This window comes from Aminicella lysinilytica, from assembly GCF_004362975.1.
Classification (GTDB): domain Bacteria; phylum Bacillota; class Clostridia; order Peptostreptococcales; family Anaerovoracaceae; genus Aminicella; species Aminicella lysinilytica.
In genome coordinates, this window is sequence record NZ_SNXO01000011.1 from 13,239 (window position 1) to 28,974 (window position 15,736).

The window sequence follows — 15,736 nt, forward strand, 5'->3', positions numbered from 1 at the left end:
CAGATATGATATAATATCATATCTGCTCCAAGGGAATTTGGGTTTGTAATTTTTATTGTCGATTAGTAAACTAATTTTCAAGCTTATGCGTCTTTTTCGTCTTCTGCATTCTGAGCAGTTTCCTTAACTTTTTCAGCATTTACCTGCTTCTTAAGTCTTACATTTGGCTCTGATGGAAGTCTGAACAGAGGTATGAACCTGTCAAGACCGGTCAGGGTCAGTATAAGCAGTGAAGCTACGGCAATCATAGCCATGAAGTTGAACTTGATAAAGTCCGTATTTACAAAGTGATATAGCGGATATACGTTGGCTGCTATACCTACATAGAAACCAAGATATACGTGCCATGGAATAAGCTGTGATCCGAATACGCCCATAGCGTCTCCGAAGGTAGCATTCCTGAGTTTGAGCTTGTACATATCCTCTTCGCTTGCTTCAACGTTCTTGTCGGTGATGTCCTTGATGATAGGTCCGATAGTTACGATCTGAGCCATTTCATCAGACAGAACGGCATTTCCGCCGATACAGAGAAGACCGTTGCAGAACATCAGCTGTCTTACATTCTTGGAGATGTACACTATACCCCTGGCGAGAGGCTCGAAGGCATTCATTTTGCCCATGATTCCGCCGAAGGCAGCAACCCACATCATCATTACGACAACCCATGAACCTGCGCTTGCGAATCCGTCCATGCACTGGTCGAGATAGCTCTGAAGTCCACCCTTGAAGAAGGTCGTAGTTCCTGCAGGAAGTCCCAGCAGATATGCGGACAGGATGCCTGAACCGATGCAGGCAAATGTATTTACTCCGGCAACGGCAAGGCCGATAACCAGAAGTAGAGGAACGATCATGTAATAAGGAACGCTTCCGCCTACCTGACCGAGAAGGTCAAGAGCTTCAGGTCTCTTAGTTGAGAGATAATCGAGAGCACTCTGTGGAATGCTGTCCATAACTCCGCTCGGATCTACATCAGTGGTTGGAAGTCCCATTACTGTACCTGCTACGAAGAAGCAGATAACTGCCAGTATCAGACAGATAATGGACCATACTCCCTGAGTTCTGATTCTGTCAACTACCTCAACGCCCTGGATTCCGGAAGATACGATAGTCGTATCGGAGATCAGGCCGATGTTGTCGCCGAAGCATGCTCCGCCGGCAATAGCACATGTTGTCAGAAGCAGACAGCCGTCATTGATGCAGTTAGGGTCTACTATATGGCACAGCCACAGGAAGATCGGAGCGCACGCTGCGAATGTTCCCCATGAAGTACCTGTTGCAACAGACAGGATAGCTGTAACGGCGATTCCGACTACGGCTACTGTTCTTGCTGTGATTCCCATTGAAAGGGCAATGTTGATTACTGTGGCTCCAACGCCCGTTGACATGAAGGCACTTGCCATAGCATAGGCAAACATCAGGATGAAGAGGGCAACGATGATATTGCCTACACTCTTGATGGATGCGTCGATGCAGTCCTTGAATGTCAGTTTTTCTGTGATCCTTGCAACTATTACCGCTACGATGGTGGCAATAGGGGCAGCGATGAGGGCGTCCTCACCGACAACGGCCATCAGATAGGCCAACACTATGACCGGCAGAAATTTTGCGATTCCTTTTACTACTTTCATTTAAAATAACTCCTTTAATAATAATTAACAACGTCTTTACATGTAAAGCAAGCACTGTGCCAAGATTGAAAAAGATTTAACAAAGGGGTACATGTGTTTGATTTGCAGGGATGCAAGGGATAGGCGAAGGTTGTATATAACAAAGGGCAGCCTGGGGTTTGTCTCAAATGTGAGACAAAAGGCTTATTTTTTGTATCAAAATTGGGCCAAAAGTATTGACTTCAACTATGATATATGGTGAAATGTAAGGACTTGCTATTTACAGGAGATTTACAATGAAAAAAGAGTGCGGACTCGGACGAGTCCTGGAACCTAAGGAAACAGTGCCGGCCAGTGCATGGAAGGTAGACAACAGCAGAGACTTGCGAAAGGGTGAAGCCCGGATCGCCATTAAACTCATAAATATAGAATGGGACAGCTTTCAGCAGATATGCAGTAGCTGCGGTTACGATGACGAGAAAATCAAGGCGAAAATTTTATATATAATCGAACGCCGCGGCAAGCTCCACAACCCCTTCACCAGCACCGGCGGAGTTTTGCTCGGCGTGGCCGAGGAGGCTTACGACGGACAATTCCCGGGGAAAGATGTTGCCGGCGGTGATATGGTGTACTGCACGTCATCAATGACAGGCATACCTTTGTACATAGATGAAATCACAGGCATAGATTATAACTACGGGCAGATCAGCTGCGCAGGCTACGCCATTGTCTTCGAGACATCGCGCCTGGTAAAAGCCAGGAAAGACCTTCGCAATAATTATACCCTGGCGGCTCTTGACGAGGCGGGGAATCTTTACGGCGCCCATCAGATGGCCGTAGACGACGGAGCCAGATACATAGCCATAATAGGAAAAAACACATTCACTACGGCTGTATTCGGAGCAGCTCTGCGGAAAGCCATGGGACCGGAATGCAGGATCGTAGCAATCATGGACAAGTATTTAAGGGGAAGCCTCAGCGAGGCAGAGGTCAATCAGACCCTGAGGCCCTTGATACGTGAGACATATTTCCTGGATCTGACTGAGCCGATTGCGGCGTACAGGGAGATGAAGAAGAAGGAAACTATCGCAGGGTCATTTGATCTGGTTATAATAACTGAAGATATTTTCGGGGCCGAGGCTCTGGCTGTCATGCTGGCGAAAACAAAGGGAGGCCTGTATTTCACGTCTATTGCCAATCATTACGGTTCGGCGCAGCTGGCAGCGGAGAATCTTGGCAAGGTGGTGAATATGTACGCCTTCGACCAGTTCGTGGAAAACTATCATAAATTCACTCTGGACCTGATAGAGTTCACGCAGTTTAAACTGGAAGAAATCAATAATTTATATGAAAAGAAGAAAAAGATAAGCCGGCTTACGAAGAGCCGCAGCAAGGAAATCAGTATCAATAAGGCTGGCCGGGATGATGACTTCATTTACAGCAGCGAGGTCACCAGAAATCTTATGGATGAGGTGCTGAATATAGCCAGATTTGACTGCAACGTCATAATACAGGGAGAGACCGGAGTCGGTAAAGAGAAGGTCCTTTCTCTGATACATCAGAACAGTGAGCGCAGGAACAATCCTTGTATCAAAATCAACTGCGCGACTATACAGGAAAGTCTCGGTGAGTCGGACTTCTTCGGCTATGAAGAGGGCGCATTTACGGGAGCCAGATCATCGGGCAAAGCGGGATATTTCCAGTTGGCCAACAACGGCATCCTGTTTCTGGATGAGATAGGGACACTGTCTCTTAACCTTCAGACTAAGCTTCTGCGTGTGCTCCAAGAGAATCAGTTCTATAAGGTCGGAGGCACTGTTCAGCAGGATGTCAATGTCCGCGTGATCTGCGCTAACAATATTCCTTTGAAGGGCCTTGTGGACGAGGGACGGTTCAGGGAGGACCTTTACTACAGATTGAATATATGCACTATCGATGTGCCGCCGCTACGGGAGCGCCGGGCTGACATACTGGTTCTGGCCGAGGGCTTCGTTAAAAAATGGAACAAAAAGTATGGCGTGGACAGGGTCTTGTCGCCGGAGGCGTTGAATGGTCTATACAATTATTACTGGCCGGGCAATGTCAGGGAGTTGGAGAATGTGGTGCACAGGCTTATAATCGGGAGTACGGGTGTTGTGATAAACGGAAATGCTGTTGATGATATTCTCAATGAGGATGCTTACGGGGATATGATGATGAATGTGAAGCAGCGTGTGGAACGGACTTCTGAGTTGAATTTCGATGAGCTGATGGCGCAGCAGGAGAGGCGGATAATAGAGTATGCTCTCCGCAAGGAGGGGACGACCAGGGGCGCGGCGAAGTTGCTGGGTATGTCGCATTCGACGTTCTCCCGCAAGAAGATCAAGTGCGGATTATAGGGCCGGCCGCCACTTCCGCTTCACTAGTCCTCGTGCGTGAACAGCCCCTAGCGACTTATAAAACCAAGAATAGAGCACTATGCAAACTCGTTGAATCGAGAGAGCCTTTTCAAGGCTCCAAAGGGTGACCCTTGAGGAGATCATACGAGTACGACCTCCTCTTCGTATTCACCCTTTGCTTCAACTTCAAACAGTGCATAGTGCTTACTATTCTTGTCGTTTTATTTCGTCGGGGGCTGTATCTACTCCTGCGGGATCGTTCAGCGGAAGGACGGCCGGCTGGTTGAAAGTGACTTGGATTTTAGCTTTAATTGTAATTTGCTTCCGCATTCTAATTTTGCGTGTCATTTTCGCTTCGCTTTGAGACCTAATTCGACGGAAGACCCAAGGAGTTGCCTATTGACAACTCCTTTAAATTGCAATTACTCAGGTGAAATCATGCAAGTATGTTTCACCATCGCATTGCAATTTGTTCCGTCTTCAGACAGCGCGGCACATTAGGCTGCTCTTCTTGCTCGTCTGCGACTATGGCTGTATCTACTCCTGCGGGATCGTTCAGCGGAAGGGCGGCCGGCTGGTTGAAAGTGACTTGGATTTTAGCTTTAATTGTAATTTGCTTTTGCATTCTAATTTTGCGTGTCATTTTCTTTCCACTTTGAGACCTAACCCGACGGAATACCCAAGGAGTTGCCTATTGACAACTCCGGGTGAAACTGCTCCAGACCCGCAAGAATCACTAATTCTTGCGTGCGGTGTATATGGTAATTTAAAACATATTGCGCGTAGTGGGCACCGCCAAATAATGTTGTTGATGAGAGTGATCGCTGGCGCGGAAGGGCATGAAAAGGGCCGCTGCTTGGCATGGCAACGGCCCTTTCCTTGGGGTAGACAATTATATCGGATTACTTTCTTTCTTTGTCTATCTCTGAAACTATGTCATCCATTCCTGTGATATTATCTGTTGAGAAATCACAGTCTTTAAGAGGGACGATCTTTGTTTTCTTTATTACCTTATACGGAATAAAGAATGCTAGGAATACGAAGATTCCAAGGTACATACCAAATGCGGACATCCAGTTCCCTGCCAGTATATCCTGGTAATCCTGGAAGAGGATAACTATAGCGCACAGTAGAAATGCGAAGATAGGGCCAAATGGATACAGCGCTGCATGATACTTGAATTCGTGAGGGCTGTGACCCTGAGCTACCCAGGCTTTTCTGAATCTGTAATGACTTATAGCGATTCCCAGCCAAGCAATGAAGCCGGCCATTCCGGAACCATTTACCAGCCATAGATATACGCCGTTTTCTCCGCCTGTCAGATAAAGTACGAAGCAGAGAAGAGCAAAACCAGCTGTAAAGTACAGGCAGTTTATAGGAACGCCTCTGCTGCTCAGCTTGCTGAGGAAGGAAGGCGCCTTGCCCTCTTTAGACAGAGCGTATAACATTCTGGATGATGTGTATAATCCTGAGTTACCACAGGACAATACGGATGTAAGTATTACTGCGTTCATTACTGAAGCAGCTGCTGCAAATCCTGTTCTTCTGAGAACCAGTACGAATGGACTCATTGCGATGTTGTCAGTAGCGCCTGACAGCAGGTTAGGATCTGTGTAGGGCAGGATAAATCCGATTACTGTAAGAGCTCCTATATAGAAGATCAGAATACGCCAGAATACAGTTTTAATAGCTTTAGGTACGGCTACGCCAGGATTTTCGGTTTCGCCTGCTGCAACGCCGACGATCTCGGTTCCCTGGAAGGAGTAGCCTGCTGCCATGGTGATTCCGAATATTGCAAGGAATCCGCCGTGGAATGGAGCGTCTCCGTTGACCCAGTTATCAAATAGATGACCGCCTTCAGGACCGCCCTTCATGATACCTAGTATCATCAGTACGCCTATGATCAGGAATACTACTATGGTGACTACTTTGATGCCGGCAAACCAGAACTCTGCTTCGCCGTAACCGCGGGCACCGAGGATATTCAGTCCGAACAGCAGAGCCAGGAACAGTATGCTCCAAATGGCACCGTGGATGTTCGGGAACCAGTATCCCATTACGATAGCTCCTGCTACCATTTCACTGGCAACTGTGATCGCCCAGTTATACCAGTAGTTCCAGCCAAGGGCAAAGCCCAGGGTAGGATCGACGAATCTCGTCGCGTAAGTTTCAAATGAACCTGAGACCGGCATATATGTGGCCATTTCTCCAAGACTTGTCATCAGGAAAAATACCATAGTGCCGATAACAGCGTACGCAAGAAGCGCACCGCCTGGGCCAGCTCCGGAAATAGAACTGCCTGAGGCTACGAACAGGCCGGTGCCTATAGCACCGCCTATGGCGATCATGTTAAGATGTCTTGGCTTCAAGGCACGGTTAAGATGTTCACCGTCGTTTCCTTTACTCATAAATAATTCCCCCATTCTTTTCAGAATTTTATTTAGTAAAATAAAAAATGCATGTCTGTCAGATAACGCACATTATTTGACTTCACAAGTATAGACCTTAACGCATAAACTTACAATAATATTTCGGTCATTCTATTTATAGCAGTATTTTATAAAATGAGGCGTAACAATAGCAATTACATAGATATATAAGCAAATTGGTATTTGACATCATGTAATTACTTGATTTTGTATATAAGTAAATGATGAATAAATATACACTATTACTAAGGGAAAACATAAGAAACCTTAAGGTGTAACACGTGACCCATTTGTGGTATAATGAATCTATAATAACTTAGATATAAGGAGAGCCCATGGATAAAGTATTCGGACTTGAGAGAGTCCTGGAGCCGACAGGAGTATTTCCTCCTGTGGCCTGGAAAATAGATAACGGCAGAGAACTCAGAGAGGGTGAAGCACGGGTAGCCCTGGAACAGGTCCATCTGGAGTGGGATAATTTTCAGCAGATATGCAACAGCTGCGGTTTTGAGGAAGATAAGATCAAGGCCAAGATCATGGACATAGTGGATAAACGAGGCAAACTGCAGAATCCATTCACTGGATCCGGCGGGGTTTTCATGGGGAGAATTGAGGAAATATCAGACGACTTCGGACCTGATGCCGATCTAACCGTAGGAGAGCGCATATGCTGCATTACATCTCTTGGAGGCATCCCCATAAATATTGAAGAGATATTTGACATCGACTACGACTACGGTCAGTTCAAATGCAGGGGATACGCCATAATTTTCGAGGCTTCGCCTGTATTTAAAGTTGATCCGACACTGGAAGCCAACTACACTCTGGCGGCTATTGATGAAGCCGGCAGTATAGCCGGGTCATTTGATATAGCCACAGATCATCAATGTAAGAATGTAGCTATCATAGGCAGAAATGTACATACCTGTCTTCTATACGCGGCAACTCTTCGCGAGGCTATTGGACCGGAATACAATGTAATTGCCGTTATGGACAAGTATTATACTCAGGACATTCCAAAGGAAGAATTGGAACAGGTCATGAGACCACTCATTAAGGAGACGTTTTTCGTAGATCTCAGCGAACCGGTCAGGTCTTATGAGGAAATTGTCAGCAAGATCAGCAATTTCAAGCAGCTGGATCTGGTAATAATCACAGAAGATATTTCCGGATCAGAGAGCATTGGTATGCTCCTTGTCAAACCTTTCGGCTGTGCATATTTCACATCCTTCGCTAACAACTATAGTAAGGCTGTGCTTTGCGCGGAGTCTATGGGGAAAGTGGTGCTTACCTATGCCTTCGACCAGTTCGTTCAGGATTATCCGAAGTTTACCATGCAGATAGTCCACGCCCTGAAGCCTAAACTTGAAGAAATCAACAGAATGTACAGGTCATATAAGGGCATCAACAGGATCACCAAGAGCCGTGCCAGGAGCCAGGAAATCAAGAACGCCGGCAAGGAAGATGACTTTGTTTACCAGGACATAGTAACCAGCAGCATGATCAAGGAAGTAATGAATATTGCCAAGTATGACTGCAATGTCATCATTCAAGGTGAGACCGGCGTCGGCAAAGAAAAGGTTTTGTCACTAATCCATCAGAACAGTTCCAGACGGTCCAAGCCCTGCATTAAAATAAACTGTGCTACAGTTCAGGAAACTCTGGCTGAGTCAGAGTTCTTCGGCTATGAGGCAGGCGCATTTACGGGAGCTCAGGCCAAGGGCAAGGAAGGATATTTCGAGCTGGCCAATGAAGGAATACTGTTCCTGGATGAAATCGGGACACTGTCTATGAATATGCAGTCAAAGCTTCTGCGAGTCCTGCAGGAAAGCCAGTTCTACAGAGTCGGAGGTACCAAGCAGATCTCTGTCAACGTGCGGGTCGTCTGCGCTAACAACGTGCCCCTGCGCAAACTGGTAGACGAGGGGAAATTCCGTGAGGACCTCTATTACAGGCTGAATATCTGCACGATAGACGTGCCGCCCCTGAGAGAAAGGCGGGCTGATATTTTGATCCTGGCGGAGACTTTCGTAAAAGGCTGGAACAAAAAGTACGGTATGGAAAAGGAACTGTCGCCGGACGCTCTCAACAGTCTGTACAATTACTACTGGCCGGGGAATGTCAGAGAACTGGAGAATATTATCCACAGGCTGGTCATCAGCAGTGAAAACATAGTTATAACCGAAGAAGAAGTGGATGCTATCTTAAACGAGAATGCCTACGGTGATCTGGTGAACAGTGTGAAGAAGAGTTACAATATGGATGAACACCTGAACTTCCATCAGATGATGGATCAGCAGGAGAAGCAGATAATAGAATATGCCCTCAGGAAAGAGGGAACTACGCGGAAGGCAGCGAAAATGCTGGGATTGCCACAGACCACCTTCGCGCGGAAGAAACTCAAGTATGACCTGTGAGAAAAGAGTTAAACTATGATGAGAGAAGAAGCAATTTATATCATTCTGCGGAAGACATTGACGGACAGAGGCTTTCTTAAGGAAGTAGGATATAACAAAAAGCAGATGGAGAGTTATCTGGCTAAGGTGGATCTGAAGTCCATGGCTGAAGACATGTCCAGCATGGTCGATGAAAAGGGCAGATATCACATAGAAGATGTGTGCTCTATAGCCACCGCCTACTTTGAATGCCTGGAGAATATACCAGAAGAGGGTTGGCCGCAGCACTGCTACAGTTACGTTTTGTCTCAGCTGTTCCCGGAAAAGGGTGAGCCGGAAAATGCGGAAACTCATGGTCAAGGCAGGCTGTTCCTCATGCAGACTCTGCGGGGAATGTATGAATGCGAAGATGAAAGTCTGGCCTTCGATCCGACGAAGACCATGAGCCTCCTCAGTGATTCTGAGATAGAGGAGGGCGGATTCACCAGGGAATATATCAAACTACACAGGCTTATCAAGAGCAAGTATATATATGAATTTATGAGGATAGGCGTGGATATTACGCCGTTCAATACTTTGGGGCACATAGGCGGAGTCCATTATGTGGCCATGTTCGTTGCGCGTCAGCTTTATGAGGCAGGTGTGCCTATAGATCTGGGCCTCATCTCCGGAGCAGCGGCTGGACACGACATAGGAAAGTACGGATGTAGAAAGAGCGAGGAAAAGCGCATACCTTACCTGCATTATTACTATACTGACCTTTGTTACGAGCGGTTTGCCATGCCTACTATCGGCCATATAGCGGCTAATCATTCTACCTGGGATCTGGAACTGGAGAATCTGTCTGTAGAATCTCTGGTTTTGATATACGCAGATTTCAGAGTCAAGAGCAGCAGGGACAGTGAAGGCAACGAAGTTGTCAACTTCTATTCACTGGCAGACGTTTTCGATGTGATACTGAATAAACTGGACAACGTGGACGCGGCCAAGGAGCAACGCTATCGGAAGGTCTACGCCAAACTCTCTGACTTCGAGGAATATATGAAGGAGCACGGGGTTCGAACTGAGATCCCTGAAGATTTCAAAGTGTGCCCGGATGGAAGACCTAAGCCGGTCAAGAGGGAAATGGTGCTTCTGGAAGGTGAAGACGTAGTAAACCAGCTGAAATTCAAGGCAATAGATCACAACATCAGACTTATGAGTACTTTTCATGTTGACAGCGAATTCGGCAATCTCATAGAGGCGGCCAGGAGCGAGAGGAACTGGAAGGATATAAGAACATATATCAGCATTTTCGGTGAGTATTGTACATATATGACAGAGAAGCAGAAACTCATGACTATAAAATTCCTGTATGAGCAGCTGGCTCATAAGGAAGGGGACATCAGGACCCAGTCAGCTACCCTTATGGGCAGGATAATCGGGACCTTCAACGAAGAGTATAAGAAGGAACTGCCCGAGGGCGTCTCCCTGCCGGACAAGAGCGTGACAAATATTACTTTGTTCAGGCAATACCTGGCCATGATAATAGAGCCTGACTATAAACTGACTGAGCAGCATAAGAAATGGATAGAAAACAGCCTTAACAGCTTCGTCAGCGCTGCCTTGGAAAACTGCCGGGAAAGCAGCAGGCTTGAGTATATGGAGGAGCTGATAAGATATTTCGCCAGGACAGATTACCATGAGGATATCTATATTATTCTGTTGAAAGTAATTATGGATATCAAGGCGGAGTACTGTACAGAGGATTTCATGGAGAAGCTCCATGAATTTACGGCGGCTGCACGCGAGCAGGATTCACTGAGTATGAAAATAGCCGCGATCCATGCGGGACGGCATCTGTTTGCGGAATATGAAGACGAGAATTACACCAGAGATCTCCGAGAGGTCATGGACATACCGACGGATCCGGACAAGTATGCAGACAGGCTGGCTAACATGTTTCTGGACGATCTTAAGGTTGGCACGCCCTGGGTGGTCAAGGTAGCCAACATAGAGGTCATGATACACACTATCGAGGCCAAGGGAGACAAAGGAAACATCCTCCATGTGGGCACCCATCTGGCCAATCTGGTCAAGGTCAGCGAAACGGTCACCGTAAGGAAGGCTGCCGGCGAGGGCCTGCTGTCTATAGTGGACAAAATGCCCCTGGAGCAGCGGAACGAGCTGGCGGTGGAGTTGTTCAACGGTCTGGAGATCGGCGATTATCAATATTCCAAGTATATCCCCGATTATCTCGGCGTCATTATGCTGAGGCTTCCGCCTAAGGAGCTGGACGAGTCCATAGATATGATCAGAAGGATAATCGAGTCGGGCAATAACAAGGCGGCATCATCTGCTATCGACACTATCGGAGTCATGGTGGAAAACTACTACGATTACCGGGGGCGTTTCATGGAGTCCACCGATCAGTATGAAAAGAGAAAAAACAGGCTTTTGTATATGATAATCAAAGGTTATGCTTACTATGATAAACAGCTGAGCAAGGAGTCTTTCTGGGTCATGGCCCAGAGAGTATTCGGCAGTCAGGCCATGAGTCTGGCCCAAAAGGACGACATCTTCGGCCATTGTTATAAAAAGCTCCTGGCCCTGCTTCACGACAAGACTGAGGACACGCTGGAATTCTACAATAACGCCGCGGTGCTGAATCATCTTTACAGATATATATGCCAGCATCAGGCCGATGTAGGAGATTTCGATTTTCCTGAACCGCGTAAGGTGGCATTTTATCCGGGGACTTTCGATCCGTTCAGTCTGGGCCATAAGGCTGTAGCCAAGACTATCAGGGACAAAGGTTTCGACGTGTATCTTGCTCTGGACGAGTTCTCCTGGTCCAAGCATACTCAGCCTCGGCTGCAGCGCCGGAAGATAATGAATATGTCCGTGGCTGATGAAGAGGGCATATACGCCTTCCCGGACGATATGTCTGTGAACATAGCAAACAACAGCGATGTGAAGAGGCTGAAGGACGCTTTCAAAGGCAGAGATCTGTATATTGCCGTAGGCAGCGACGTGATCAAGAATGCTTCCTGCTATAGAAATCCGCCGACTGAGGATTCCATCCATACGGTGAACCATGTGGTTTTCGCCCGTGAATCCAATGATCCTTCCGACAAGGGAGATAAGAAGAAACAGAGTTATCCGGTAACGGGCAAAGTAGTTAACCTTACTCTGAAGAAATACTATGAGGACATAAGTTCAACCAGGATCAGAGAAAATATAGACTTGAACAGAGATATTTCCAACCTTATCGATCCGGCTGTGCAGAATTATATATATGAAAAAAATCTGTACCTGCGCGAGCCCGCTTACAAGCATGTGCTCCAGGCCAAGGAAATAGGCATAAGTACCTATGAACACAGGAACGGCGACAGCCTGGCCCCGATGGAAAAGGAACTGCTGGTTGCAGGATACGATATGGATAAAGTAAAAGCCCGCATAGAAAACCCCCAGGCCCGCACTTTGTACATTGAGAGTGCCGGCAGCAGAAAGAAGATGCTTGCATACGGATCTGCCTGCCGCATGGAGACCAATCAGCTTCTGGAGGAACTGGGAGACCCGGCAACGGCAGCTCACGTGAGAGAGGCCGCCGCAGGAGGCATCGCATCCATCGGTTTCCTGTATTTCGGCAAGTCCAGAGCCATATCCAATGTGGGACAGATAGTCATCACCGAGATACTGACGGAACTAATTGCAAGAGATTTCGCTTACGCCATATATAATCCCGTGGATGATGAAGGGTTGAACCCGAGAATAGTCGATGCGCTGAGAAAGCAGGGATTCGTGAACATAGCCGAGGGAAGAGGTGCGAGACCTGTCTATGCTGTGGATATGAAATCTCCAATAATAATATTCAGAGATGTGGAGACTGTCATCAAGAGTCCCCTGAACAAGAACAGCGAAGTTCTCAAGGCTATAGACAATGCTCACGGAAATCTGCTGAAGGTAATGACGGACATATATCCGGGGCAGCTGGTCCTGTCTTTCAATACCAGTGCCGTTCATAATAAGATAATCAGCAAGGTCGCTGAGATCAACGGGGTTTCGCCGGTCAACGACAAGAGCGGCGTCAGGGGGCCTTATATGTCAGTGCCTTTTGGCAAGGCTTTGGCTGATGTGCTGGTGCCGAACACCGTGACCAAGTCCCTCCACACGGAGAAATACTTCGACCGTGATCTGAAGGGCTTCACCATCGGCGAGTCCAGACATTATTCGACTCTGGATAATCAGGCTCGGACTATCAGATCCTTTGACAGGCCGGTGATACTTATAGACGACCTTTTGCATAAAGGTTACCGAATGAGCATAATAGATCCGATCCTGAAGAAGAACAAGGTGGATGTCAAGGAAATAGTCGTAGGAGTAATGACTGGCAATGCCAAGGATTCCATGACTGCGCGCCACAGGAAGGCCGAGTGCGCATACTTCATACCGACACTGAAGATATGGCTCAACGAGCGGGATTGCTATCCTTTCGTAGGCGGCGACAGCATCAAGACATCAGGCAGTGGAAACGACACTAAGAACGCTTCTGTTAACCTGATCATGCCCTACACGACGCCGGCATTTATTTCCGGAGGCGATTCCGATGAGATCTACAGATATTCCATGACCTGTCTGGAAAATGCCAGGAACATCTGGCAGACTCTGGAGAAAGAGTACCAGGCAGCTTTCGAACGGAAACTGACACTTAAGAGAATAGGTGAAGTCATTACCTATCCGAGGATACCTGATATTGGCACCGGAGTTGAATTCGATGAGAATCTGGCCCCATCGGTGTTTATAGATAACGCTATCGAACGACTTGTAAGAATGAAATGGGGGCACGCCAAATGGCCGAAAAAGTTATAAGAGATCTTTACGATGAAGTGGGCATAGTGAAGCCGAAACTGCTGGAACACTGCCCGTTAAAGCTTAGGGAAAAGAGCAGAGTGAACATATTTGCTTTAGGCGATGTGGGGACTACAGTGCTTATAGGCCTGCGCCTTATGGGCGGCGATGTCATATCATCCATAGGCATATATGACATAAACAATGCCAATCTTCAGCGACTTGAAATGGAAATGAACCAGATCAGAGTGCCCTTCGAGGGCGATGAGAACTCCATGCCTCAGGTCAGCGTTATTGCTGAGGAGGAACTCTTCGACTGCGATGTCCTGGTATTTTGCGCCAGCAAAGGCGTGCCGGGCATCGGTGTTGAAGGCGACGTGCGCATGGCTCAGCTGGAAGCTAACAAAGAAATCATTTCTAACTGCGGCGATCTGGCAAAAGCCGCGGGCTTCCAAGGCATGGTCTGCGTAGTGTCAGACCCGGTGGACCCTTTGTGCAAAGCGCTGCTCCAGTCTTCTGGGCTGGATCCGGCCCAGATACAGGGTTACGGTCTGGGAGTCATGAACGCGCGGGCCCTCTATTACGCCGGACATGACAACAGGTTCGTAGCCTATGCAACAAAGGGCAGGGCCTTCGGCCCTCATGGCCATGATCTGGTTATCGCAGATAATGTAGAGAATTACGATGACAGCCTGTCCCGGGAACTTACGGCTCTGGCTATAGACGCCAATATGAAGGTCAGGGACTTGGGATACAAGCCGTACATAGCGCCGGCTCTGTCGTCAGCAGCCATATCCATACTCATGACCATGAGAGGTCAGTGGCATTACAGTTCCCTGTATTTCGGCGACGGCACCAGCGGTGCCTTTCTGGGGATGAAGAATATCATGACTCAGACGGGGCCGGAATACGAGAATATTAAACTGGATGAGAAGCTTTTCAAACGTATAAGGAAAGCCTACATAAATCTATGCGTACTTTAAGGGAGATGATACAGTGTTAACGCTGGTAAAATTAGGTTGGAACAACAGGACCGACACGGAGAGAATCGACAGGATACTTGCAAAGGCCCTGGTGGATACGAAATATAAGGTGATCAAAGGGGCTTCGGGCTTCAGTTATGCTATGGAGTCAGGGGAGATGTCAGACCGGATCGTTTTCGTCATGGCAATGCCTGAAAACGGATTCTGTCCGGAAAGCCAGGAACTTATGGGATTCCTAATGGATCATCCTAACTGCCTAGAGGGAGTCATCGGCGGCGTCATAATCGACGGCCACAGCGAGCTATTCACCAAGAGCATCGCGCGGAAATTGATTTTTTCCGCAAACGGCGCCGGTTGCACTTTCCCGGGAAGACCTCTGGTGGAAGCCACGGGATCCCTGTATAATTTCAATGTCATAAGCAAAGTCCGCGGCATAAGCAATCTGGAAGCCTATGAGAGCGGCGTAGGGGATCTCATCAGTAAGGTCATGGAATTCAGCCCTGTTGCAGTGACTGATCCGGACATACTGGTTCTTCATGCAAGCAGCAGGAGCGCATCTAACAGTCTGCTCCTCTGGGAAATGATTAATAAAACCATAGGAGATAGAGCCAGGGTCACGGAAATATCTCTGAGGAACGGCACCGTGGTCGACTGCAGAGGCTGCAGTTACGAGACCTGCAGCTACTTTGGCGAGAAGGGCGACTGCATCTACGGCGGCGTCATGGTGGACAAAGTTTATCCGGCCATTATCAAATGCAATGTGCTGGTGCTGGTATGCCCTAATTATAACGATGCGGTCAGCGCCAACATAACGGCATTCTTCAACAGGCTGACAGCGCTGTTCCGGACTAACGATTTTTCTGCGAAGAAGGTCTACGCCTTGGTAGTGTCCGGGTACAGCGGATGCGACATTGTGGCAGAGCAGATAATCGGAGCCATGAACTGCAACAAAAATTTCATCTTGCCGCCGCGGTTCGCGTTGTTGGAAACGGCCAACGATCCAGAGAGTATACTGCAGTGCGAGAACATAGGAAGGCGAGCAGAAGGAATGGCGGAAAGAATATTGAAGTGAAAGATAGTGTAAAATAGCTGCTTTATTTTTCACGGTGAATA

General features: G+C 47.6%; 7 protein-coding genes. 5 read left to right on the forward strand and 2 right to left on the reverse strand.

Going from position 1 to position 15,736, the window contains the following annotated elements; genetic code table 11:
• Nucleotides 1-83: 83 nt before the first annotated feature.
• On the reverse strand, nt 84-1,628 hold the full coding sequence (locus tag EV211_RS04090) for a Na+/H+ antiporter NhaC family protein (protein WP_133528162.1): 1,545 nt from the start codon (nt 1,626-1,628) through the stop codon (nt 84-86).
• A 275-nt stretch (nt 1,629-1,903) separates the two neighbouring features.
• Between EV211_RS04090 and EV211_RS10875 the strand changes: the two genes are divergently transcribed.
• A complete protein-coding gene (locus EV211_RS10875) occupies nt 1,904-3,985 on the forward strand; it encodes a sigma-54 interaction domain-containing protein (RefSeq protein WP_133528163.1) in 2,082 nt (693 codons plus the stop codon).
• A gap of 902 nt (nt 3,986-4,887) precedes the next feature.
• Here EV211_RS10875 and EV211_RS04100 read toward each other — a convergent pair.
• The gene (locus EV211_RS04100) at nt 4,888-6,393 is read right to left on the reverse strand and encodes an amino acid permease (protein WP_133528164.1); all 1,506 of its coding nucleotides are present in this window, start codon (nt 6,391-6,393) and stop codon (nt 4,888-4,890) included.
• A 356-nt stretch (nt 6,394-6,749) separates the two neighbouring features.
• Between EV211_RS04100 and EV211_RS04105 the strand changes: the two genes are divergently transcribed.
• Genes EV211_RS04105 through EV211_RS04120 form a run of 4 tightly spaced genes read left to right on the forward strand, consistent with a single transcriptional unit; the run spans nt 6,750 to nt 15,695 of the window.
• Entirely contained in the window at nt 6,750-8,831 is a 2,082-nt protein-coding gene (locus tag EV211_RS04105; protein WP_133528165.1) for a sigma-54 interaction domain-containing protein, read from the forward strand.
• Between the two features lie 15 nt (nt 8,832-8,846).
• Entirely contained in the window at nt 8,847-13,661 is a 4,815-nt protein-coding gene (locus EV211_RS04110) for a nucleotidyl transferase family protein (RefSeq protein WP_207667984.1), read from the forward strand.
• Nucleotides 13,643-14,623 carry a lactate/malate family dehydrogenase gene (locus EV211_RS04115; protein ID WP_133528166.1) on the forward strand — a complete coding sequence of 327 codons (981 nt, stop codon included), beginning with the start codon at nt 13,643-13,645 and terminating at the stop codon, nt 14,621-14,623. The genes EV211_RS04110 and EV211_RS04115 overlap by 19 nt, the downstream gene beginning before the upstream one ends.
• Before the next feature lie 13 nt (nt 14,624-14,636).
• Nucleotides 14,637-15,695 carry a flavodoxin family protein gene (locus tag EV211_RS04120; protein ID WP_133528167.1) on the forward strand — a complete coding sequence of 353 codons (1,059 nt, stop codon included), beginning with the start codon at nt 14,637-14,639 and terminating at the stop codon, nt 15,693-15,695.
• Nucleotides 15,696-15,736: the final 41 nt, after the last annotated feature.